General features: G+C 72.0%; 18 protein-coding genes. 6 read left to right on the top strand and 12 right to left on the bottom strand.

Annotation, left to right across the window (positions count from 1 at the left end):
* A partial coding sequence (locus V6R91_RS35695; RefSeq protein WP_336399266.1) for a carboxylesterase family protein occupies positions 1-373 on the bottom strand: 373 nt, incomplete at its 3' end.
* 214 nt (positions 374-587) lie between these two features.
* On the opposite strand from V6R91_RS35695, the gene V6R91_RS35700 reads away from it, so the two are divergent.
* Entirely contained in the window at positions 588-1,205 is a 618-nt protein-coding gene (locus V6R91_RS35700; RefSeq protein ID WP_336399267.1) for a TetR/AcrR family transcriptional regulator, read from the top strand.
* Entirely contained in the window at positions 1,202-2,776 is a 1,575-nt protein-coding gene (locus tag V6R91_RS35705) for a carboxylesterase/lipase family protein (protein WP_336399268.1), read from the top strand. The genes V6R91_RS35700 and V6R91_RS35705 overlap by 4 nt, the downstream gene beginning before the upstream one ends.
* Before the next feature lie 444 nt (positions 2,777-3,220).
* Here the strand turns inward: V6R91_RS35705 and V6R91_RS35710 are convergent, their stop codons facing one another.
* Positions 3,221-6,703, bottom strand: a complete 3,483-nt coding sequence (locus tag V6R91_RS35710; RefSeq protein WP_336399269.1) for a bifunctional proline dehydrogenase/L-glutamate gamma-semialdehyde dehydrogenase — start codon at positions 6,701-6,703, stop codon at positions 3,221-3,223.
* 271 nt (positions 6,704-6,974) lie between these two features.
* Here V6R91_RS35710 and V6R91_RS35715 point away from each other — a divergent pair, with 271 nt between their 5' ends.
* Positions 6,975-7,862, top strand: a complete 888-nt coding sequence (locus V6R91_RS35715; RefSeq protein ID WP_336399270.1) for a LysR substrate-binding domain-containing protein — start codon at positions 6,975-6,977, stop codon at positions 7,860-7,862.
* Positions 7,863-7,962: 100 nt separating this feature from the next.
* Here the strand turns inward: V6R91_RS35715 and V6R91_RS35720 are convergent, their stop codons facing one another.
* The 6 genes from V6R91_RS35720 to V6R91_RS35745 all read right to left on the bottom strand — a co-directional run bounded on the left by V6R91_RS35720 (position 7,963) and on the right by V6R91_RS35745 (position 15,787).
* Positions 7,963-9,744: a sulfatase gene (locus tag V6R91_RS35720; protein ID WP_336399271.1), complete on the bottom strand. Its 1,782-nt coding sequence runs from the start codon at positions 9,742-9,744 to the stop codon at positions 7,963-7,965.
* 61 nt (positions 9,745-9,805) lie between these two features.
* A complete protein-coding gene (locus V6R91_RS35725; protein ID WP_336399272.1) occupies positions 9,806-10,552 on the bottom strand; it encodes an MgtC/SapB family protein in 747 nt (248 codons plus the stop codon).
* Between the two features lie 24 nt (positions 10,553-10,576).
* Positions 10,577-11,431, bottom strand: a complete 855-nt coding sequence (locus tag V6R91_RS35730) for an ATP-binding cassette domain-containing protein (protein ID WP_336399273.1) — start codon at positions 11,429-11,431, stop codon at positions 10,577-10,579.
* Complete coding sequence (locus tag V6R91_RS35735; protein ID WP_336399274.1) at positions 11,428-13,260, bottom strand: dipeptide/oligopeptide/nickel ABC transporter permease/ATP-binding protein; 1,833 nt, start codon at positions 13,258-13,260, stop codon at positions 11,428-11,430. The genes V6R91_RS35730 and V6R91_RS35735 overlap by 4 nt, the downstream gene beginning before the upstream one ends.
* Complete coding sequence (locus tag V6R91_RS35740; protein WP_271060179.1) at positions 13,257-14,198, bottom strand: ABC transporter permease; 942 nt, start codon at positions 14,196-14,198, stop codon at positions 13,257-13,259. The genes V6R91_RS35735 and V6R91_RS35740 overlap by 4 nt, the downstream gene beginning before the upstream one ends.
* 56 nt (positions 14,199-14,254) lie before the next feature.
* Positions 14,255-15,787, bottom strand: coding sequence for an ABC transporter substrate-binding protein (locus V6R91_RS35745; protein ID WP_336399275.1), 1,533 nt, complete (start codon positions 15,785-15,787; stop codon positions 14,255-14,257).
* Positions 15,788-15,990: 203 nt separating this feature from the next.
* Here V6R91_RS35745 and V6R91_RS35750 point away from each other — a divergent pair, with 203 nt between their 5' ends.
* Positions 15,991-16,659 (top strand): TetR/AcrR family transcriptional regulator, encoded by a 669-nt coding sequence (locus tag V6R91_RS35750; RefSeq protein WP_336399276.1) that lies wholly within the window; start codon positions 15,991-15,993, stop codon positions 16,657-16,659.
* 30 nt (positions 16,660-16,689) lie between these two features.
* On the opposite strand, the gene V6R91_RS35755 is transcribed toward V6R91_RS35750, so the two are convergent.
* From V6R91_RS35755 to V6R91_RS35770, 4 genes are all read right to left on the bottom strand, one after another.
* Entirely contained in the window at positions 16,690-17,715 is a 1,026-nt protein-coding gene (locus tag V6R91_RS35755; protein ID WP_336399277.1) for a DNA-methyltransferase, read from the bottom strand.
* A complete protein-coding gene (locus V6R91_RS35760) occupies positions 17,712-18,761 on the bottom strand; it encodes a lipoate--protein ligase family protein (RefSeq protein WP_336399278.1) in 1,050 nt (349 codons plus the stop codon). Before V6R91_RS35760 ends, V6R91_RS35755 begins: the two co-directional genes overlap by 4 nt.
* Before the next feature lie 61 nt (positions 18,762-18,822).
* Positions 18,823-19,698 carry an alpha/beta fold hydrolase gene (locus V6R91_RS35765; RefSeq protein WP_336399279.1) on the bottom strand — a complete coding sequence of 292 codons (876 nt, stop codon included), beginning with the start codon at positions 19,696-19,698 and terminating at the stop codon, positions 18,823-18,825.
* A 175-nt stretch (positions 19,699-19,873) separates the two neighbouring features.
* The gene (locus V6R91_RS35770; RefSeq protein ID WP_336399280.1) at positions 19,874-20,605 is read right to left on the bottom strand and encodes a copper homeostasis protein CutC; all 732 of its coding nucleotides are present in this window, start codon (positions 20,603-20,605) and stop codon (positions 19,874-19,876) included.
* 183 nt (positions 20,606-20,788) lie between these two features.
* Here V6R91_RS35770 and V6R91_RS35775 point away from each other — a divergent pair, with 183 nt between their 5' ends.
* Positions 20,789-21,229 carry a MarR family winged helix-turn-helix transcriptional regulator gene (locus V6R91_RS35775; RefSeq protein WP_067250753.1) on the top strand — a complete coding sequence of 147 codons (441 nt, stop codon included), beginning with the start codon at positions 20,789-20,791 and terminating at the stop codon, positions 21,227-21,229.
* 5 nt (positions 21,230-21,234) lie between these two features.
* Positions 21,235-22,599 carry an MFS transporter gene (locus V6R91_RS35780; protein ID WP_336399301.1) on the top strand — a complete coding sequence of 455 codons (1,365 nt, stop codon included), beginning with the start codon at positions 21,235-21,237 and terminating at the stop codon, positions 22,597-22,599.
* Positions 22,600-22,619 lie beyond the last annotated feature (20 nt).

Raw genomic sequence — 22,619 nt, forward strand, 5'->3', positions numbered from 1 at the left:
TGGCGGGTTTTGGTGGGGGGGGGGCCCCCCCCCCCCCCCCCACCCACCCCCACCACTCGGGGAGGTGGGGCGTGAAGACGTTGACGTTGAGCGTGGCGTCGCCGGGCACGCTCGGCTCCGGGATGAGGGTCACCCCCGGATCCCCGCGCTGCGCGGTGGCTCCGAACTCCGCGGCGTCGAGCACGCCCTCCCACGGCGCCTTCGGGACCGGCGCGGCGAAGCGACGCTCCCCGACCGGCGCCTCGGCGAACGGGATGCCGAGGAAGGCGGCCGACCGCGGATACCCCGCCCCGCCCGTCGTCGGGCGCCAGCGCCCGCGCACCGCCCCTGCGGCGGTGCGAACCTCGGGGTGGGCAGTCTCGGTGCGCTCCATGGGGTTCCTCTCGGTCGGGTCTCGGAAGGCGGGATCGGGCGGGGTGAGGGTCATGGCTGCTCCACGTCGAGCGGATCGAAGGCAATAAGGCAATACCGAACGCGGTTTGGTTTCTTGTGCTCAGCGTGCCATTCCGCCGCCTCCCGCACAAGGGATCCGGGCAAGAAAGTCGAACATGATTCGGTTTTGCCGCCCGCGTCAGTACCCTGGAGCCATGACCCCGCGAGGCGCATACGCGAAGGGCGTCGCCAAGCGCGAGGAGATCCTGCAGACCGCGCTGGGCCTCGTCGCCGCCCGCGGCTACCGCGCCGCCTCCGTCCGTGACATCGCCGAGGCCGTGCGGCTGAGCCCCGCCGGGCTCCTGCACTACTTCGGCTCCAAGGAGGATCTGTTCCTCGCGATCCTGCGCGCCCGCGACGAGCAGGACGCGATCCCGCACGCCGGCCGGCCGTTCCTGGACGCCTTCCTCGACGTCGTCCGGCACAACGCCGAGGTGCCGGGGCTCGTGCAGCTCTACACCCAGCTCGCCGCCGACGCGGCCGACCCCGAGCATCCCGCCCGCGCGTTCTTCACGGAGCGCACGGAACGGCTGGAGCGAACCGCGCGGGCCGCCGTGGTCGAGGCGCAGGCCGCGGGGCACATCCGCGCCGATCTCGATCCCGCGTGGGTGGTCCGCACGGCGCACGCCCTCGCCGACGGACTGCAGAACGCGTGGATGCTCGACCCGACGATCGACATGGCCGCGGACATCCGTCTCTTCCTGTCGCTGCTGCGTCCGTCCGCGACGGGCGGCCCGGAGTCCTGCTCGGTCCCCGGTACGCTGACGCCATGACCGACTCGGACACCCCCGCCGTCACCGGGGCGGCCCCGGTCGTGACGACCTCCGCGGGCCCGGTCCGAGGGATGTGGCGCGGTACGCCCGGCACTCCGACCGGCTCCGCCGCGTTCCTCGGGATCCCGTTCGCCGCGCCGCCCACCGGACGACGACGCTTCCTCGCGCCCATCCCGCCGGAACCCTGGACCGAGGTGCGCGACGCGACCGCCTACGGTCCGACCGCGCAACGCGGGGACAAGGGCGAGACGCTCATCCCGGAGCCCAGCATCCCCGGCGCCTCGACCCTCAACGTCAACGTCTTCACGCCCCACCTCCCCGAGTGGTCAGTTTCTGCGGGTTCAGACGGCCGCAACCCGCAGAAACTGACCACTCGGCAGGGGGAGGGGGACGCGGCGGGGCTGCCGGTCATGGTGTGGATCCACGGGGGCGGGTACACCGACGGCTCCCCGGCCAGCCCCTGGTACGACGGGCGCGCCTTCACCCGCGACGGCGTCGTGACCGTGTCCATCTCCTACCGCCTGGGCTTCGACGGCTTCGGGATCGTCGGCGGAGCGCCCGCGAACCGCGGCGTGCTCGACTGGATCGCCGCGCTGGAGTGGGTGCGGGAGAACATCGCCGCGTTCGGCGGCGACCCGTCGCGCGTCACGATCGCCGGCCAGTCGGCCGGGGGCGGGGCGGTGCTCCGCCTCCTCGCCCTCGAGCAGGCCCAGCATTTGTTCCACGCCGCCCTCGCGATCTCCCCCGCCCTCGCGGACCTCCCGCGCGACCGCGTGGAGGCGCGCTCGCACCGGCTGGCCGAGCTCGCCGGATGCGACCCCGATCTCGACGGCTTCCGGAGCGTGCCGGAGCGGCGGATCATGAAGCTCCAGCCGCAGGCCGCGCTCCTCGGGCGCACCGGCATCGCCGCGGTCACGGCGACCCTCACCGACGGCCTGCCGTGGGGACCGGTGATCGACGGAGAGCTCGTCACGACCTCCACCGTGGACGCCCTCCGTGCGGGCGTCGGCGCGGACAAGCCGCTCCTGCTGGGCGCGACCGACGACGAGTTCACCATGGTGCTCGACGACGTACGAGGCAGGCTCCGCCTCATCCCCGCCGCCTGGCTTCTCGCACGATTCCTCCGGGACCGCCCGGTGCGCCGCGCCTGGCTCGCCGCGAACCGTCCGCAGCGACGGAAGGGGACCGCCGCTGTGCTCGGGCGCTTCGTCACGGACTCCGTGTTCCGATCCCTCGTCATCCGTGCGGCGGAGGCGCGGGGCGCGGCGCCGACCTGGGCCTACCGCTTCGCCTGGGTCTCCCCCACCAAGGGGTGGTCGTGCCACTGCCTCGACGTGCCCTTCTGGTTCGACTGCCTCGACGATCCGCACGTGGCCCGCCTCGCCGGGGAGCATCCTCCGCAGGAGCTGGCGACGGACATGCACGGCGCCGCGGTGGCCTTCGTCCGCACCGGGGATCCCGGCTGGGCACCATGGCGCAGCGCGCCGGGCACCGCACGGGTGTTCGGCGCTCCTCCCGGCGAGCCCCTCGTCTCGACGACGGCGTACGACGACGCCCTCCCCCTCGCCTGACCCCGCGTCCTCGTCCCCTTGTCACGCCCGCGTCCTCTGGCCCGCCGCATCAGGCACACGCGCCGGATCAGGCACACGCCGAATCAGGCACACGCGCGAGATCAGGCACGCCACCCTCTGATCCGCCTGAACGCGCGCGAACGCCTGAACTCACGCACGAGCACCGCGCCAGCGCACGCCACATCAGGCACGCGCTGAATCAGGCACACGCGCGAGATCAGGCACGCAACCCTCAAATCCGCCTGAACTCACGCGAACGCCTGAACTCGCGCACGAGCACCGCACACGCGCACGGCACACGCACGCACAACACACACGCCAGATCAGGCACACACGCCAGATCAGGCACACACGCCAGATCAGGCGCAATCGCTCCAGATCGGCCTGAGCTCGCGCGAATGCCTGAACTCGCGGGCGGCCTCGGCGGCCGCCCGCGAGTCGGCGTCAGTCGCGCACGGGAGCGAGCGTCGGGATCTCGTAGCGGTGCGGCGTGCCGAAGCGGTGCGCCGTGACCGAGACCGCCTGCTCGCGCAGGAACGTCAGCAGCTCGACGCGGCCGGCGGAGACGACCGGATTCGCATAGATCGCCAGGCTCGGGGATCCCCCGACGGCCTCGGCGGTCGCGCGCGCACCGGCGCCGATGAGCCGGACCCGCCCGTCGCGGGCCGCGAGGCGCACGGCGTGCGCGGCCCATGCGGCGGCGTCCTCGACGGCCACGGTCACGTCCTGCGACCCCAGCCAGGCGAGCACGGAGGCGGGCAGCGTCTCGGCCGTGCTGACCGTGACCCGACCCCCGGCCCGGCGCCCCGCGGCCGCCACGCGCACGAGCTCGGCCACACGCCCGCCCTCGAACCGGATCGTCACCGGCACCGCCTGATACCGGAACGCGTTCTGCTCCGTGACGAGACCCGAGGCGTCGCGGACGATCCCGAACTCGCCCGCCCAGGCGTCGATGTCGGTCGCGAGCGCCGCGCGGAGCCAGGCGACGTCCGCCTCGCCGCCCTCGACCGCCGCGAGGGCGCCGACCGCGGTCGTGCCGAGCGCGTCGAGCTCCCGGGTGGTCCGCGCGGGGGCGTCCGCCCAGTCCGCGAGCCCGACGAGGTAGTTCGGCCCGCCCGCTTTGGACCCGGCGCCGACGGCAGCCTTCTTCCACCCGCCGAACGGCTGACGCTGCACGATCGCACCGGTCGTGCCGCGGTTCACGTAGACGTTGCCCGCCTGGATCGAGGAGAGCCACTGCTGGATCTCGTCCTCGTCCAGCGAGTGCAGGCCGCTGGTGAGGCCGTAGTCGATGTCGTTGACGATCTCGATCGCCTCGTCCAGCGTCTCCGCCGTCATGATGCCGAGCACCGGTCCGAAGTACTCCACCTTGTGGAACTCCGATCCGCGCACGACGCCGTCACGGATGCCGGGGCGCCAGAGCTGTCCCTCGTCGTCGAGCCGCTGCGGCTCGAGGAGCCAGGACTCGCCGGGCTTCAGGGTGGTGAGGGCACTGAGGAGCTTGCCCTCGGCCGGGCCGATGAGCGGGCCGATCCGGGAGCTGCCGTCACTGGGCTGGCCGACCGCATACGAGCGGACCGCGTCCACGAGCTGGCGACGGAAGCGCTCGGAGCGCGCCGCCGAGCCGACGAGCACGACGAGGGATGCCGCGGAGCACTTCTGGCCAGCGTGGCCGAAGGCGGAGTACGCCACGTCCTTGGCCGCAAGGTCCAGATCGGCGCTCGGGGTCACGATGAGGGCGTTCTTGCCGCTGGTCTCCGCGAGCAGGGGCAGATCCGGCCGGAAGCCGCGGAACAGCTCCGCCGTCTCGTACCCGCCCGTGAGGATGACGCGGCCGACGGCGGGATCGCTCACGAGCTGCGTGCCGAGCTCGCGCCCGTCGAGCTGCACGTACTGCAGCACGTCGCGGGGCACGCCCGCCTCCCAGAGCGCCTCGACCATGACCGCACCGGAGCGGCGGGCCTGACGGGCCGGCTTGATGATGACCGGGGATCCGGTCGCGAGCGCCGACAGCACGGACCCGGCGGGGATCGCGACGGGGAAGTTCCACGGCGGGGTCACGACCGTGAGCCCGACGGGCTGCATGGTCGCGCCGTCGACCTCGGCGAGCGCCCGCGCGCTCTCGGCGTAGTAGTGGGCGAAGTCGATCGCCTCGGAGACCTCGGGGTCGCCCTGCTCGAGGACCTTGCCCGCCTCGGATCCCATGACCTCGAGGAGGTCCGCGCGGTGCGCCTCGAGGACGTCGCCGGCGCGGTGCAGGATCTCCGCCCGACCATCGGCGCCCAGGGCGCGCCAGGCCTCGCCCGCGGCCACGGCGCGTGCGATCGCGGCGTCGACCTCGTCCGCGGAGGACAGCGTGTTCGCGGCGACCGTGTCGTCGCCGAGCGTCGAGTCGGCCATGCGGGAGCGGATCGCGTCCCCCCACGCCCGGTTGGCCGCCAGCGAGGGGTCGGTGTCGGGGGTGTTCTCGAAGCCGCGTGCCCGCTCGGGCGCGCCGACCTCGACCGGGGCCGAGCGGTCCTGGACGCGGTTGGGCCCGGGGACCTCGGTCGGCACCGTGCGCACGGACGCGAGGAAGCGCTCCCTCTCGCGCTCGAACAGCGCCGGATCGGCGTCGAGGTCGAACACCGCGGACATGAAGTTCTCGGGGCTCGCCCCCTCCTCCAGACGCCGGATGAGGTAGGCGATCGCGACGTCGAACTCGTCCGGGTGCACGACCGGGGTGTAGAGCAGGAGCGAGCCGACGGTGCGCTTGACGACCGTCGCCTGCGCCGAGGCCATTCCGAGCAGCATCTCGAACTCGATCCCGGCCGTCACGCCGCGCTTCTCGGCCAGGAGCCACGCGAGGGCGATGTCGAAGAGGTTGTGCCCGGCGACGCCGATCCGGACGTTGCCGACGTGCTCCGGACGCAGGGCGTACTCGAGCACCGCCTTGTACGAGGAGTCGGACTCCTGCTTCGTCGACCACGTGGCCAGCGGCCAGCCGTGCGTCTCGGCGTCGACGGTCTCCATGGGGAGGTTCGCGCCCTTGACGACGCGGACCTTGATCGGCGCCCCGCCGGCCGCGACCCGGGCCGCGGCCCACTCCTGCAGGCGGATCATCGCGCCGAGTGCGTCGGGGAGGTAGGCCTGCAGCACGATGCCGGCCTCGAGGTCGTGGAACTCCGGCCGATCCAGGATCGAGGTGAAGACCGCGATCGTGAGATCCAGATCCTTGTACTCCTCCATGTCCAGGTTGATGAACTTCTTGCCGCCGGCCGTGCCCCGTGTGGCGATCCGGTACAGCGGCAGGAGCGCGTCGGCGGCGTGGGCGACGGCCTCGTCGAAGGCCCACGGGCTGTGCGGAGCGACGGTCGAGGAGACCTTGATCGAGACGTAGTCGACGTCGTCGCGCTGCAGGAGCCGCCGCGTCCCCTCCAGGCGGCGGGCCGCCTCGTCCTGGCCGAGGATGGCCTCGCCGAGGAGATTGACGTTCAGGCGCACGTCCTGCTTCTCCCGGATCGCCCGGATGGCGGCGCCGAGCTTCGCGTCGCGCGCGTCGACGATGAGGTGGCGCACCATGCCGCGGAGGACCCGGCGGCTGATCGGCACGACGACCCCCGGCAGGATCGGGGCGACAGCGCCGCCGAGGGCGATCGCGGCGCGGAGCGGAGCCGGAAGGAACGCCGGGGTGAGCGGGACGAGCTCGCGGAGCTTCCGCGCGGCGACGGCGGTGTCCTCGGGGCGGACGACGCCGTCGACGAAGCCGACGGTGAAGTCGAGGCCGTGCTCGTCGCGCAGGACGCCGGCGAGGCGCTGCGCGGCGGCGTCGACGGGGACCTCGCGGCTCTCGACGAGCCAGCGGCGCACCAGCGCGACGGCGTCGTCGGCGAGGGCGGAGAGGTCGGCGACGCCCGTGGCGGTCGCGGAGGACGGGGTGGGGGTCACGGCGGTTCCTCGGTCTCGGGTCGTGCGCGCGCGGGCACACGCACGCGCGGGGATGATCCCAGCATGTGCCTGTTCATCCGCCGAGAAAAGCGATCTTTCCCGATGCACACCCTTCGGTATTCTCGAATTATCCGCACTCCCGGGTCCGCCTCTTCCGAGTGGTCAGTTTTGTGGGTTCCGGCCGCCCGAACCCACAGAAACTGACCACTCGATGGGGCGGGCGGGGCGAGGACGCGGAGTGTCGGGACGCGGGGGCGAGGAAGGGGCCAGGATGTTCGAACTGCGACGGCTGCGACTGCTGCACGAGTTCGCGTTGCGAGGGACCGTCGCCGGGGTCGCCGCATCGCTCTCGTTCAGCCCCTCCACAGTGTCCCAGCAACTGGCCCTGCTGGAGAAGGAGGCCGGCGTCCCGCTCCTCGAACCCGACGGGCGGCGGATCCGCCTCACCGCGCAAGGCCGGCTCCTCGCCGAGCACGCCGCACGCGCCCTGGAGCTCGACGAGGCGGCCCGCGAGGCGCTCGCCTCCGCCGACCGTCTCGCCGAGACCGTGCGGATCAGCGCCATGCCCACCGCTGCCGAGTCGATCGTCCCCGCCGCGCTCAGCCTCCTCGCGGAGCGGGAGCCCTCCCTGCGCGTCGAGATGACCGAGGCGCCGCCCGAAGAGGGACTCTTCGAGCTCGCCGCGCGACGCTTCGACCTCGTCATCGCCGAGCAGTACCCCGGGCACACGCGCGAGCGCCGGGCAGGCACCGCGCACGTCCTGCTCGGCCACGATCCCCTGCGGCTCGTCCTGCCGCCGGACGAGCCGCCCCGCGCCCTCGCCGACCTCGCGGACCGCGCGTGGGTGATGGAGCCGGCCGGATCGGCGGCGCGCCAGTGGACCGTCCAGCAGTGCCGGGCGGCCGGATTCGAGCCGGACGTCCGCTTCGAGGCCGCCGACCTCACCGCCCACATCCGCCTCGTCGCCGCGGGGCACGCGGTCGGGATCCTGCCCGATCTCGTCTGGAGCGAGGAGCGTGCGGACGTGACCCTCGCCGACCTCCCCGGCACGCCCGTGCGCGAGCTCTTCACGGCCGTGCGCACCTCCGCGCGCCGATCCGCTTCCCTCGCCGCCGTGCGTGCGGCCCTCACCGACGCCTTCGCCGCCCTCCGCCGCTGACCCCGCCGACCTCGCTCCGGCACTGACCCGGACCGCCGCCGCTCCGCCGCTGACCCCGCCCGACGGGGCACCGGCCCCGCGCGCCCCCGCGCCGCCGGGATCAGCCGATCGGCACCCGGCTCGCCCGGAGCCGCGCATCGAGCTCCCGCAGCGCGGGGGCGTCGATCTCCACCTTCATCGCGGCGACCTCCAGCAGGGTCATCGCTCCCGCCATGCGCGACATGTGCGGATTGTCGAGGAACGGCAGGGCGTCCAGCACGACGGCACGGACCGCGTCGTCCTCGAACAGCTCACGGATCGTCGCGGTGGCCACCACCGACCCCTCGCCGAGATCCTCGGCCGTGGGCGCGGCGGTGAGCCCGCGCTGCACCTGCTCCCATTGCGCCCCGATGAGCAGGTGCGCGCTCGTCACCGGGCCCTCGGCGGGAAGGCCCAGCCGTTCGTACTGCTCCGGGGGCGCATCGCTCGCCCGCATCTGCTCCACGAGCAGCGTCGCCATCCGCAGCTCCAGCTCGTCGTCCCGCAGGGGCCGGTCCTGGGTCGGGTCGGTCTCCAGGTCGAACAGCAGGGTGCCGTACGCCCACGGGCTGCCGAACGCGAAACCGGGGACCTTCAGCACGGGCGCGCCCTTGGTGAAGGAGAATCCGGGGTGCAGCTCGGCCCCGTGCAGCTCGGACGGGGCGAAGCGTCCGCCCATGTGGGTCGTCATGAGCGTGTAGTCGTAGAGCGGTGCGTTCGAGGGGTCCGCGCACGCACGCATGTACACGTACCGCCCGTCGGTCACGTTGACATGCCCGCCCGCGTTGCCGAACAGGCCGGCGTGCCTCACCGGCTCGTCATGGGCGACGGTGCCGGCGAGCGCGCGGCCCTGCATGTCCGGCGTCGCGGCGAGCCCGAAGAAGTCCAGCAGCGTCGGGGCGAGATCGATCGTCTGCACGAGGGCGGCGCGCCGCTCCCCGGCGACGCCGGTGCGCGGGTCCCACACGAACAGGGGGATGTGGATGTTCTCGTCGTACCAGGGCTGGACGTTCTTGCCCCACCAGTTGTGCTCGCCGAGCAGCAGCCCGTGGTCCGTGCAGACGATGAGCATGGTGTCGTCCCACAGGCCCTGCTCGTCCATGACGTCGAGCACCCGGCCGAGAGACGCGTCGCACATCGTCACGAGCGCCATGTACTCGTTGCGCAGCTGCTCCACCTCGGCGTCGTCCTCGATCACGCGGCGGTAGGCCGGCCAATCGAAGCTCGGCCCCTCGTAGCCGGTGTCGTAGAGCCGCCGGTACTGCTCGTAACTGAAGAACGGCTCATGGGGATCGAACGCCTCGATCTGCAGGAACCAGTCGTCCTCCTGGGCGTTGGTGCGCAGGAACTCGATCCCGGCGTCGAAGGTGAGGGTCTGGGGGTGATCGGCCTCGTCCTGCAGATGGGCGCGGTTGATCCAGTCCTGCCGCCAGACCCGGTCGCTGCGGCGGACCACGGTGTCGGGGATCTCGGGATCGGCGACCTGTCCCTTCCAGGCGTCGCCCTCCTGTCCGCGGAAGAACTCGAAGGTCGAGAACCGCCCGTGGTAGGTCGCCCCGCCGTCTCCCCAGTAATGACGGTTGTCGGTCACGAGGTGCGTATGGACGCCGGCGTCGCGGAGCATCTCGGGGACGGAGTCGTCGAACGGCTCCAGCGGTCCCCACGAGCGGTGCAGGAAGTTGTACCGCCCGGTGTGCAGCTCGCGCCGAGCGGGGACGCAGGGCATCGATCCGGCGTAGCAGTTGTCGAACGTCGCGGTGCGCTCCATGAGGCGGGAGAAGTTCGGGGCGACGACCTCGTCCGCGCCGTACGGCGGCAACAGCTTGCGGTTGAGGGTGTCGTACATGACCATGATGGCTTTCATCGTTCTTCTCCTTGATCCGTCTCCCGCCCGGGATCGCCGGGCGGTCGTGGGGGTGGTGGGGTCAGTCGTCCGCGTCGTCCTCGGCCCACCAGCGCACCGACATCACCTTCGGGTCGAGGCTGAGGCGCTGGACGGCGCGTTCGAGCAGCGCGGCGTCGGCGTCCGCGCGGGCGAGCAGGTCGGCGTGGACGACGACCCGCGAGTTCTTGGCGTTGGAGGAGCGCAGAGAGCGCAGCGTCAGCTCGGGACGACTCACGGCCTGGAGGACGAGGGCACGCACGCGGTGCTCGCTCTTGTCGGTGGTCTTGGCCTCGAGGACGTACTCGACGGGGCGGACCGGGCCGTCGTCGTCCTCCGCGGGCCCGTCCTCGGCCGGTCGGCGGCGACGATTCACGAGCCGGCTCACCGGGCGCATCAGGGTGTTCGCCCCGACGACGGATGCGGCGCCGACCAGGGCGAGGACGAGCAGGCCCGCCCCCGCCAGGGATCCGATCGCCGCGGCGCACCACAGGGTCGCGGCGGTGTTGAGACCGCGGATGTTGAGGCCCTCACGGAGGATCACGCCGGCGCCGAGGAAGCCGATCCCGGACACGACCTGGGCGGCGACCCGGGTCGGGTCCGCGGTCACCCCGTCGAAGCCGTAGGCGCCGAGCACGACGAACAGCGCCGAACCGCCTGAGACGAGCGCGTTCGTGCGGATGCCCGCCATCCGCGACCGCCACTGGCGTTCGAGCCCGATCGCCGCCCCCAGCAGGATGGCGGCGGCTACCCGCAGGGCGAGCTCGAGCGTCTGCATGCTCAGATCCATGGTGTCCGGTCCTCGTCCGCGCGCTCAGGCCGCCTCGATGCGCGCCTGCGCCTCCGCCTCGAGCAGGCGGCGTCGCTCCGCGCGGCGTTCCTGCTGCGCGGCGGGGTGCGGCACGGGCGCGGCCATGAGCAGACGACGCGTGTACGCGTGGTCGGGATCCGAGGTCACGACCTCACCGCGGCCGAACTCGACGATGTCGCCGCGGTACATGACGGCCACCCGGTGACTGACGTGGCGGACGACAGCGAGGTCGTGCGACACGAAGAGCAGGGCCACGCCAGTGCGCTCCTGGATCTCGATGAACAGGTCGAGGACCCGGGCCTGCGTGGACAGGTCCAGGGCGGAGACCGGCTCGTCGCACACGATGAGCCGCGGCGCCAGGGCCAGGGCCCGGGCGATGGCGATGCGCTGACGCTGCCCGCCGGAGAACTCCCGCGGGAGCCGGGCGCCCGCGTCGTCCGGCAGTCCGACCTGGCGCAGCAGCTCGGCCACGCGCTCGCGCGCGGCGTCACGACGCACGCCCTGGACCTGCAGCGGCTCGGCGAGGATGTCCTCGATCCGAAGAGCCGGGTTCAGCGACCCGTACGGATCCTGGAACACGACCTGGATGTCGCGTGCGAGGCGGCGACGCTGAGCGCGGGGCGCACGGGTGATGTCCGCGCCGTCGAAGCGGATCACGCCGCCGGTCACCGGGGCGAGACCGAGGATCGCGCGCCCGAGCGTCGTCTTGCCCGAACCGGACTCGCCGACCAGGCCGACCGTCTCTCCCGGACGGATGTCCAGCGAGACGCCGTGCAGGATCTCGACGGGCGGACGACGGAATCCCTTGCGGGGATAGGCGACGCGGAGGTCGCGGACCTCCAGCAGCGGAGCGGTCACAGCACGGCCTCCTTCTGTGCGGCGGCGGACGAGGCGGCGTCCGCTCCGGCGGGGACGTCCCCGTCCGAGTAGTCCGGGCGGGCCGGGCCGCCGTCGAGGATCGAGCCGAGGAGCATCCGGGTGTAGGGATGCCGCGGGGCGTCGAAGAGAGTCGCCACGGGCCCGGCCTCGACGACCCTGCCCGTCTGCATCACCACGACGCGGTCGCAGAGGTCCGCCACGACGCCGAAGTTGTGGGTCACGAGCATCATCGCCATCCCGCGCTCCCGCTGAAGGTCGCGGAGGATGTCGAGGATCTCCGCCTGGACCGTGACGTCGAGCGCGGTCGTCGGCTCGTCGGCGATGACGAGGTCCGGCTCCCCCGCGATCGCGCCCGCGATGAGCACGCGCTGGGCCATGCCGCCGGAGATCTCGTGCGGATAGGAATCGAACACCCGCTGCGGGTCGGCGATCCCGACCCGTTCCAGCAGCGCGAGCGCGCGGGCCTTGGCCGCCGCGCGGCCGAGACGGGAGACCACCACGAGCGGCTCGACGAGCTGCGCGCCGATCCGGTACGCCGGATCCAGATTGCTCATGGGCTCCTGCGGGATGTAGGCGATGCGGGTGCCGCGCAGCCCCACGGCGCCGGTGCGCCGATCCAGCTCCCTGTCCTCGAACAGGATCCGGCCCCCGGTGACTCTTCCGCCCGGCGGCAGGAGTCCGAGGATCGAGAAGGCAGTCTGCGACTTGCCCGACCCGGACTCGCCGACCACGCCGAGGACTTCCCCGGGACGGATCGAGAACGACACCGACTCCACCACCGTCTTCACCGTGCCGTCCCGACCGGGGTAGCCCACGGACAGGTCCTCGACGCGCAGCAGGGCTCCCTCCGAGGCGTCCTCCGCCACGACCGGCGCCTCGACCGTGCGCACCGCGGTGGTCGACGCCGTCGGCGCAGGCGCCGACGGCGCGGCGGCGTCGGTCCCCTCCAGCGCGTCCCGGACGGCGTTCCCGAGCAGGACGCAGGCGGCGACGAACAGGCCGATCGCCAGCCCCGGCCAGATCAGCATGGCCGGCGCCTTGTACATGGCCGCGAACGCATCCTGGAGCATGCCGCCCCAGGTGGGGGTGTTCGGATCGCCCAGGCCGATGAACTCCAGGCCCGCCTGGATCACCACGGCGATGCCCGCCACGAAGGCCGCCTGGATGATGATCGGGGCGCGCACTGCCGAGAGCACGTGACGAGCGATGATCGCCGCGTCCGAGAGCCCGGACACGCGCGCCGCGTCCACATAGAGCTCGTTCTTCACACCCATCACGAGGTTGCGCACCAGACGGTAGAACTGCGGCGCCACCATCACGCCGAGCACCGCCATCGTGACCAGCGTGTTCGGGCCGATGACGGCGAACAGCGCGACGAGAACGATCTTGCTCGGCAGGACCAGGACGAGATCGGCGATCCAGCTCGCGACGGTGTCGAACGTGCGGCCGACGTACCCGGCGAGGAGCCCCACGGTCACGCCCAGGAGGACCGAGATCACCACGGTCACGGCGGCGCCCGCGAGGGTGAGCTGACCGGCGACGAGCAGCCGGCTGAGCACATCGCGCCCGGAGGCGTCGGCGCCGAGCAGATGACCAGCCGTGCCCGGGGGGACGTTCGCCGCAGTGATGTCGACGAAGGCCGGGTCGTAGGGGGCGATGAGCCGGGCGATCGCGCTCAGCAGCACGATGAGGGCGATCGTGACGAGCGAGGCGGCGCCGAGCGGGTTGCGCAGGACGGCCCGGAAAGCGCTCGGACGCTCGCGGCGGCGCCGCGCTGTCGTGACGGACTGGGTGGTCGGGGTCGTCATTGCACACGCACCTTCGGGCTCGCCCAGCCGTTGACCAGGTCGATGAGCAGATTCACGACCACGACGACGACGGCCATCGTCATCACCACGGCCATGACGATCGGGATGTCGCCCCGCAGCGTGGCGTTCAGCGCCAGCATGCCGAGGCCGGGGATAGCGAAGACCTTCTCGATGACGACGGAGCCGCCGATCATCGCGATGAACTGGAGGCTGAGCACGGTCATCGCCGGGCCCAGGCTGTTGCGCAGGATGTGACCCGTGATCACCCGCCGCTCGGGAAGGCCGCGCGAGCGCAGGGTGCGCACGAAGTCCTGGCGGGAGACGTCGAGGACGGATCCGCGGATCTGCTGCGCCGCGCCGGCCACGCCGCCGATCGTGATCGCGATCACCGGGAGGGTGATCGACAGCAGCCAGCCGGAGACCGATTCGCGCGGCTGGACGAACCCGGTCGCGGGAAACAGCGGCACGCTGATCGCGAGGGCGACGACGAGGACGAGCGCGACCCAGAAGTTCGGCAGCGCCACGCCGACCACGGAGACGACCTGGACGACGCGGTCGACCCACCCCCGCCGGATCGCGGCGATCACGCCGAGGACCACGCTGATCACGGCGACCGCGAGAAGCGAGACGACGACGATCGACAGGGTGACCCCGAGCCGCGAGACGACCGCGTCGGAGACGGACTCCGCCGTGAACCACGAGCGTCCGAGGTCGCCCCTGACCATCTGGCCGAACCACGACCCGTACTGCACGAGCAGCGGGCGGTCGATGCCCAGCTCGGCGGCCTTGGCCTGCACCTGCGCCTGGGTCGCCTCCGGGCCGAGGATGCTCCGGGCGATGTCGGCGCCGCCGGCGTACATGAGCGCGAACGCGACGAAGGAGATCGCCACGACGAGGACCACGCCGGCGAGCAGGCGTCTCAGGAGGAATGTCAGCATGTTCGGATCCCTTCCGGGCGGGGCCCGGCCGTGCGCCGGCCGGACCCCGCGACCGTTCAGCTCGCGGGCGCGTAGCTCGCGAGGTAGGGGACGTTGCTGCCGAGCTGCATCTGCGTCGACGTCTGGGCGTCCGTGAGCTGGATGACGGAGGTGAACACCCACACCCCGAACCACGCGTTCTCGGTGACGTACTCGTTCACCGCCTGGTAGGCCGCGGTCTGCGCGTCTCCCGTGGTCGCCTGGATCTCGGTGAGCAGCGCCTCCAGCTCCGGGGTGGTGGTGTGCATCGGGTTCCACGCGCCGTCCGGCGAGATCATCTTGAAGATGTCGCGCCACGGGTGACCGGAGCTGGAGCCGAAGGAGGCGATGGCGTACTTCCCGCCGAGCAGGTCCCCGACGAGGTTCTCGGACGACACCTTGTCCCAGGTGACGGTGATCCCGACGTCCGCGAGCTGCTGGGTGACGTACGGCTGGGTGAGATCGCCTTTGACCTCGGGCATCGTGATCTCGAAGCCGTCGGGATAGCCGGCCTCGGCCAGCAGCTTCTTCGCCTTCTCCGGGTCGTACGCGTAGGCGTCGTCGAGCGCTCCGACGTATGCCGGGCTGTCGGGGTTGAAGATCTGCTGCGACGCCGCGCCGCTGCCGCCGAAGATGTTCTTCACGATGGCGTCGCCGTCGACGGCGTGGTTGAGGGCCTGGCGCACGCGCACATCCCCCAGCGCGGGAACCTGCTGTCCCGCACGATCGAACACGATCAGTCCCAGCCAGGTGACCTGCGCCTCGTTGATCGTCAGCCCGGCCGCCTCGGCCTCGGTGCGCACGCTCGCATCGACGTCCGCGGTGTTCACCTGGCCGGACTTCAGCGCGTTCAGGCGGGCGGTCACGTCTTCCATCGGCTTCACGACGACCTTGTCGTACGGGTAGGCGTCCGGGTTCCAGTAGTCCGGGTTTCGCACATAGCTGTATTGACTGCCGCGGATCGTGGTGTCCGCGTCCAGGAGGTAGGGTCCGGATCCGACAGGGACGGTGGCGAACGAGTCGGTTCCGAACGCGGCCGGCGACGCCATGGCACCGGCCACCAGGCACAGGTAGTAGGTGAAGGCCGGATCCGGCGCGCTGAGGCGGATCTCCACGGTCAGGTCGTCGACGACCACGACCTCCTCGACGAGCCCCACCATGTACACGGCGACGCCGGTGCCGGCCTGGAGGTGCTCGATGTTCGCCTTCACGGCGGCCGCGTCGAACGGCGTCCCGTCGCTGAAGGTGATGCCTTCGCGCAGGGACAGCGTGAGCACCGTGTTGTCGTCGTTGTAGGAGAACTCCTCGGCCATGTTCGGCTCGATCTCACCGGTCGGGGTGTAGCGGAGCAGGGTGTCGTAGACCGGCTGCCAGTACTGCACCTGGAACCCGGTGTCGAGCTGGCCGGTGTCGAACGACGACACGTCCTGACGGGCAGCGACAGTGAGCGTCTGCGCGCCGCCGGCGTCATCGCCGCTCGCGGCCGCTCCCCCACCGCATCCGGCGAGCACCAGCACGGCGCTCAGGGCGAGGGCGACTCCGCCCGCCCGCTTCCTACCTGACCATCGCATGAAGACCTCCTTGTCGACACTGCCGCTGTGGCGAAGGCGAGAGGGTGCTCGGCCTTCGCGCTAAAATTACCGTGCACATGGTCGGTTTAGCAAGGATCAGATCCCGCCGCCCCATCGCGGGCCCGCCGATCCCGTCCCCTCGCGCACCGATCGCTAGTGTGTGAAGGCACCCACACCGGGACCACCCGGCGAAAGGACATGACATGGAGGCCGCAGCGGAGTCCGCCGCGCCGCGCAAGCGCCGCAGCCCCAAGGGGGAGGCCCGTCGGCAACGGATCCTCGACGTCGCGCGCACGATCTTCTCCGAAGGCGGCTACCACTCCGCGTCGATCGCCGACATCGCCGCCCGCGCGGGGATCTCTCAAGCCGGACTCCTGCACCACTTCCCGTCCAAGCCGGAGCTGCTGCTGGCGGTGCTCAACTCCCGCGACGCGGAGGCCGTGCGCCAGTTGCGCGATCGGAACCTCACCGGCGTCGCATACCTCAACGAGTATCTGCGCACGCTCTGGGACCACGCGGCCGATCCGGTGCTCGTCCAGCTGAACGCGATGATCTCCGCCGAGGCCCTCGCCGAGGCCCATCCCGCGCACGACTACTTCGTCGAGCAGCACCGGGTGCGCCTGGCCGACTTCACCCGGAGCATCGAGGAGACGTTCGACTTCGACGCGATGCCGTCCGGTGTGACCGCGGAGACCGTCGCGCGATGGGCCATCGCCCTGGCCGAGGGCATGCGCCTGCAGATGCTGTACGAGGACGCGGGGAAGGTCGATCGCTCCGGGACCCTCGCCCTCTTCTTCGAGTCCTTGCGCCCGTACCTGCGCGATCCGGAGCCGATCACGACCCCCGGGGACGAGCCGGTCGGCCCCCGCTGAACCGTCGAACGGCGCAAGGGGCGCCCCGAGTCAGCCCCCGCGGACCGTCGCGTGCGGGATGCGGCGGGTCATCACGCGGATCGCCTCCGGGTTGGTGTCGACGAGCACCGCGTCGCGCCCGAGGGCCGAGGCGACGGCGCCGGTCGTCCCGCTGCCGGCGAAGAGGTCCAGGACCCGGTCGCCGGGGCGGCTCGACGCCTGCACGATCCGACGCAGGATCCCCTCCGGCTTCTGCGTCGGATACCCCGTCTTCTCCCGGCCCGTCGTCGGCACGATCGTGTGCCACCAGACGTCCGTGGGGAGCTTCCCGCGTTCGGCCTTCTCCGCACTCACGAGGCCGGGGGCCATGTACGGCTCGCGCTCCACGTCGTCCGCGTTGAACACGTGCGCGCCCGGGTTCTTCGCATAGACGAGGATCGTGTCGTGCTTGGTGGGCCAGCGCGTGCGGGGCTTGGCGCCGTAGTCGTAGGCCCAGATGATCTCGTTGAGGAACCGGTCCCGCCCGAACACCGCGTCCAGCATCACCTTGGCGTAGTGCGCCTCACGGTAGTCGAGGTGGAGGTACAGCGTGCCGTCGTCGGCCAGGAGCCGCCACGCCTCCTCCAGCCGGGGCATGAGGAAGTCGCCGTAGTCGTCGAAGCGGTCGTCGTAGGTGTGCAGCAGCTCGCGCACCCGCTCGTACCGGTGCCCGTGGAAGCCGTGGTTGACCTCGCGCGCCGTCCCGCCCGTCCGAGCCTCCGTCTCCGGTCCGGCATCGCGGAACCTGTCCGGCCCTGCGGGCCCCGCGCCGGTGACCGCCGGGGCGGTCCCTCTCCCGCCGCCCGTGCCCGGCTCCCCGGCGCCGGCGCCCCCGGGCGGGACGTCGGCGCGGCGCGCCGTCACCAGGTGCCGCTCCTGCGCGCGACCCGTGTTGAACGGCGGATCCAGATACGCCAGCGTGAACGCCCCCGAGGGCAGGCCGGCCGCGACCTCCAGGCTGTCGCCCTCGACGATCTCCACGGCGCCGAGGCGCGGCGGCGCCGGCTCCGCCTCGGGATCCGTCCGGACGCTCGTCACGGAACTCGGTTCAGCCAGGCGTCGGTGGCGAACTTCGACGCGACGAGCGCCTCCGCCTCCGCGTACTCGTCCGCGGAGATCGTGCCGTCCTCCGCCGAGGTGAGCGAGCGGAACGTGTCGACGAAGCGCTGGATGACCTCCGCACGCGTCCGTCCGGTCTGCGTGCGCAGCGGGTCGACCCGCTTGGCGGCCGAGGCGGTCCCCTTGTCGCTGAGCTTCTCGCGCCCGATCCGCAGCACCTCGGTCATGACCTGTCCGTCGATGTCGTACGAGAGCGTGGCGTGGTGCAGCACGCCGCCGTTGGCGAGGCGCTTCTGCGCCGCACCCCCGATCTTTCCGCTGGGTCCGGCGATGTCGTTGAGGGGCTGGTAGGTCGCGTCGATCCCGAGCGACCGCAGCGCCTGGAGCACCCAGTCGTCGAGGAACGCGTAGGAGTCAGCGAACGTCATCCCCTGCACGAGCGAAGCGGGCACGTAGAGCGAGTACGTGATGATCTGGCCCGCCGCCATCAGCATCGCCCCGCCGCCGGAGATGCGCCGCACGACGTCGAAACCATGCCGCGTCGCGCCTTCGGGATCCACTTCGTTGCGCAACGACTGGAAGGATCCGATCACCACCGCGGACTCGTCCCACTCCCAGATCCGCAGCGTCGGACGCCGCAGCCCCGCCCCCACGCGCGTGGTGAGCACCTCGTCGAGCGCGAGGTTCATCCGTGGCGAGACGGCGTCGTCGTGCACGATCTCCCAGTCGAAGTCGCGCCAGCCCGGCGCGGTCACCAGGGCACGACGCACCGCGGTGCCCACCGCGTCGGGCGTGAAGCCCAGCAGCTGAGCCCCCGCGGGGAGCGCCGCGCGCACGGCCGCGGCGATCCCGGAGGCGTCGGTCTGCGTCGGCAGGCCGGTCACCGCGGCGTTGATCGCGTCGAGCGCGGTGTCCGGCTCCAGGAAGAAGTCCCCCGCGAGCCGGAAATCGACGATGGTGTCGTCCTCGACCTCGAAGTCGACGACGACGAGCTTCCCGCCAGGGACCTTGTATTCTCCGTGCACGGATCCAGCCTACGGCTGCTGCCGCGGCCGTGCCCCGTCGGTCGCCGTCCGTGAGGGCGGATCAGCGGGCGGGGATCCGCGCGTTTAGCCAGGCCAGGATGTCCGCCCTCACCTCGTCCTGCTGCAGCTCGTTCAGGATCTCGTGCCGTGCGTCCGGATAGACGAGGGTCGTGACGTCCGTGAAGCCGGAGCGGGTGCGGTACTCCTCCGCGAGCCGGTGCACGCTGCGGGGCCCGCCGACCGGGTCGTCCCTGCCGACGAGGAGCAGCAGGGGGACGTCGGCGCCCGCCCGCCCGACGAGGTCCTTGCCCGGACGGCCGTAGAGCCGCGCGGCCTCGATCGGGCCGAAGAGCTTCAGCAGCGGCTCCTGGGTGGTCAGGGGGTCGGCGGCGAAGTCGGACCACACCTCGGGGTCGCGCGACAGCCACTCCAATCCCGTCGCCCCCGGTGCCTTCCAGCGCGCATTGAGGGGCAGGGAGTTGAGGAACCGCGGCGTGCGCAGGGCCGATCCGCTGAGGATCACGGCGTCGTACGCGTCCGGATGATCGTTCAGCAGCATCTGGGAGAGGAAGGAGCCCCAGGAGTGGCCGAACAGGACCAGGGGCAGGTCGAGGTTCTCCGCGCGGATCAGCTCCGTGAACTGCCACTCCGCCGCGACGGCCGCGCGCATGCCACCCGGCCCGAGCCGGCCGAGACGATCCGCACTGCCGTGCTGCCGCATCCCGGTGCGGCCGTGCCCGCGGTGATCGTCGGCGTAGACCGTGAACCCGGCGGCCGTGAGGGCCTCGATGAGCGCGCCGTACCGCCCGGCGTGCTCGCCGACGCCGTGCAGGAGCTGGACCGCCGCGCGCGTCCGGTCCGTGCGTGCCGGATGGACGTCATAGACGATCGCGATGCCGTGCGCGTCGGTGAACTCGGCGGTGCGGGGCTCTGCCATGCCCCGAGTCTACGGAGCGGGCGCCGGTCGTCCGACTCGCGGCGTCACGGGACGGCGCGCTCCTCGATGCCGCCGGCCCGCGCCCTGGGTCTTTCGCCGCCGGCGGTGAGGGCCGCCCGACCCCCTGCCGCCCGGCCCCTTTCACCGGCCGCCTGTCGCCGGCGAGGGCCGCGGATCAGCGCCCGAGCGCCGCCGCCACCGCCCTGGCCTGGTCGAGATCGGTGACCTCGTACCCGCCGACACCGTCGGACGCGGAGCCCATCCGGACCCCGCCGTCCTCGGACACCGTCCGCTTGGCTGAGAAGTGCAGAGCGTCCACCCCGGTCTCGGCGAGCGCCACCGCGTTCGCCGCGGTCACCCCGCTTCCGGCCATGACCTGGATCTCCCCCTCGGCAGCGGCGACGAGGGCGCGCAGGGTGTCGATCCCGTCGATCGCCGCCGAGGCGCCGCCCGAGGTGAGCACCCGACGGAAGCCGAGTCCACGGACGATCCGCAGGGCCTCGACCGGGTCCGCGATCACGTCGATCGCCCGGTGCAGCGTGACCGAGGCATCCCCCGCGGCATCGCGGAGCCGGACGAGCGCGTCGACGTCGAGTCCTCCGGCGGCGTCCAGCGCCCCGACCACGACGCCCGCCGCCCCGCCCGCGATGGCGTGGCGGACGTCCTGCACCGACACCTCCAGCTCGTCCGGGGTGTAGTGGAAGCCGCCTGCGCGCGGACGCACGAGCACGTGCACCTCGACCCCCGAGTCGCCCGCCGCGGCGACCGCCGACGCCAGGGTGGCGGGCGACGGGGTGAGCCCGCCGAGCGGCAGGGCCTGGGCGAGCTCGACGCGCGCGGCGCCGATCTCTCGAGCGATGCGGACGCCGGCGGCGTCCTGGACGGCGAGTTCGAGGGCGAGGGTCATCCCTCCATTCTCCCGGCTCCGCCCCGCCCGCCCGACCACGCCCCTCCCCCGCGGCCGAGTGGTCAGTTTCTGTGGGTCGCGGGCCTCGGAACCCACAGAAACTGACCACTCGATGGCGGGGAGGCGGGTGTTCGGGAAAACGCGTGCCCGCCCGACGGGAAATTTAGTTAGACTGTCTAAGTAATGACCGACCCCGAGGATCCGATCCAGACCACCGCCACCGACCTCCGCCTCGCCACGTTCCGCCTCGCCCGACGCCTGCGCTCGGTCCGTGCCGTCGATGCGATGAGCGACGCCCAGCTGGCGGTGCTCGCCACGCTGCGGATGCACGGACGCCACTCGATCACCGCCCTCGCCGAGCGCGAACGGGTCACCGCGCCCTCGATGAGCGCCATGGTGAACGGCCTGGAGGAGCAGGGGTTCGTGACCCGGATCCCGGACGACGACGACCGCCGGCGGGTCCACGTCGACATCACCGAGAGCGGGCGCGAGATCGTCGCCGAGACCCTGCGCCGTCGCGACCAGCTCCTGGCCGACATGCTCGCCGGTCACGACTTCACCGAATCCGACCTCCGGGTGCTGCGCGAGGCGAGCGCCCTCATGCGGAGGGTGGCCGACCGATGAGCGCCATGTTCCGCTCCTTCTCCTCGTACAACTACCGGGTGTGGTTCCTCGGCGCGATCGTGTCCAACATCGGCGGGTGGATGCAGGCCACCGCGCAGGACTGGGTCGTGCTCACCGAGCTCACCGACAACGACGCCACGGCCATGGGCGTGACGATGGCCCTGCAGTTCGGCCCGCCCCTCGTGCTCGTGAGCCTCACCGGATGGGTCGCGGACCGCTTCGACCGGCGGAAGGTCCTGCTCACCACCCAGTCGGCCCTCATGGTGCTCGCCATCGGCGTCGCGATCCTCCTGCTCACCGGCGTCATGACACTCCCCCTCATGCTCCTGTTCGCCCTCGGCTTCGGGATCTGCAACGCCTTCGACGCCCCGGCCCGCCAGGCCTTCGTCTCGGACATGGTGCGCCTCGAGGACGCCTCGAACGCGGTGGCGCTGAACTCGGCGTCGTTCAACATGGCACGCCTGATCGGCCCGGCGGTCGGCGGCCTGCTCATCGTCGCAATCGGATCCGGCTGGGTGTTCGTCGCCAACGCGGCGACGTTCCTCGCCATGATCGTGGCGCTGCTGCTGGTGCGCCGCAGCGAGCTGATCCCCCGCGTGAAGGGGCACCGTTCGGGCGGGCTCGCGGAGGGGTTCCACTACGTCCGCCGCCGCAGCGACCTGCTCGTGGTGTTCACCATGGTGTTCCTCATCGGCGCCTTCGGCATGAACTTCCCGATCTTCGCCTCGACCATGGCGCTGGAGTTCGGACGCCAGGCGGACGGGTACGGGATCCTCAGCTCCGTGCTCGCCATCGGGTCCCTCGCGGGCGCGCTCCTGGCCGCCCGCCGCGACCGCGCGCGAGTACGGGTGCTCGTGATCGCGTCCGCGGGCTTCGGCGTGGCCTCCATCGTGTCGACCTTCATGCCCGGCTACTGGTCCTACGCGGCCACGCTCGTGTTCGTCGGGTTCTCCACCGTGACGATGCTGACGACCGCGAACGGCTACGTGCAGACCACGACGGACCCGGCCCTGCGCGGTCGCGTCCTGGCGCTCTACATGGCCGTCATCATGGGCTCGACGCCCATCGGCGCGCCGATCGCGGGCTGGATCGTGGACGCGTTCGGCCCTCGGGCGGCGATCATCGTGGGCGGGGCCGCGGGACTCATCGCGTTCGCCATCGGGATCACCTGGATGAGCGTGTCAGGTCGCCTCCACCGTCGCGAGGACGCGCGGTTCCTCCTCACCCTGGACGAGACCCGCCCGCTGTCCGTCATCAAGGCCATGGATCCGCGGGCGGTCCCGCCGCAGCAGGAGGACCCGGTGACGACCGCGACCACCCCGATCCGGATCGAGCCCGAGGGGGACTGCCCCGACGGTCGTCGCGCCTGACGCGGCCGGACCAGGATCGC

The organism is Microbacterium sp. CCNWLW41 (assembly GCF_037083505.1).

Coding starts and splice junctions, on each gene's coding strand:
- V6R91_RS35700 (WP_336399267.1), top strand. CDS start 588: ATGACCCCGCGAGGCGCATACGCGAAGGGCGTCGCCAAGCGCGAGGAG.
- V6R91_RS35715 (WP_336399270.1), top strand. CDS start 6,975: ATGTTCGAACTGCGACGGCTGCGACTGCTGCACGAGTTCGCGTTGCGA.
- V6R91_RS35765 (WP_336399279.1), bottom strand. CDS start 19,698: ATGGCAGAGCCCCGCACCGCCGAGTTCACCGACGCGCACGGCATCGCG.
- V6R91_RS35705 (WP_336399268.1), top strand. CDS start 1,202: ATGACCGACTCGGACACCCCCGCCGTCACCGGGGCGGCCCCGGTCGTG.
- V6R91_RS35740 (WP_271060179.1), bottom strand. CDS start 14,198: ATGCTGACATTCCTCCTGAGACGCCTGCTCGCCGGCGTGGTCCTCGTC.
- V6R91_RS35720 (WP_336399271.1), bottom strand. CDS start 9,744: ATGAAAGCCATCATGGTCATGTACGACACCCTCAACCGCAAGCTGTTG.
- V6R91_RS35775 (WP_067250753.1), top strand. CDS start 20,789: ATGACCGACCCCGAGGATCCGATCCAGACCACCGCCACCGACCTCCGC.
- V6R91_RS35745 (WP_336399275.1), bottom strand. CDS start 15,787: ATGCGATGGTCAGGTAGGAAGCGGGCGGGCGGAGTCGCCCTCGCCCTG.
- V6R91_RS35725 (WP_336399272.1), bottom strand. CDS start 10,552: ATGGATCTGAGCATGCAGACGCTCGAGCTCGCCCTGCGGGTAGCCGCC.
- V6R91_RS35780 (WP_336399301.1), top strand. CDS start 21,235: ATGTTCCGCTCCTTCTCCTCGTACAACTACCGGGTGTGGTTCCTCGGC.
- V6R91_RS35750 (WP_336399276.1), top strand. CDS start 15,991: ATGGAGGCCGCAGCGGAGTCCGCCGCGCCGCGCAAGCGCCGCAGCCCC.
- V6R91_RS35735 (WP_336399274.1), bottom strand. CDS start 13,260: ATGACGACCCCGACCACCCAGTCCGTCACGACAGCGCGGCGCCGCCGC.
- V6R91_RS35770 (WP_336399280.1), bottom strand. CDS start 20,605: ATGACCCTCGCCCTCGAACTCGCCGTCCAGGACGCCGCCGGCGTCCGC.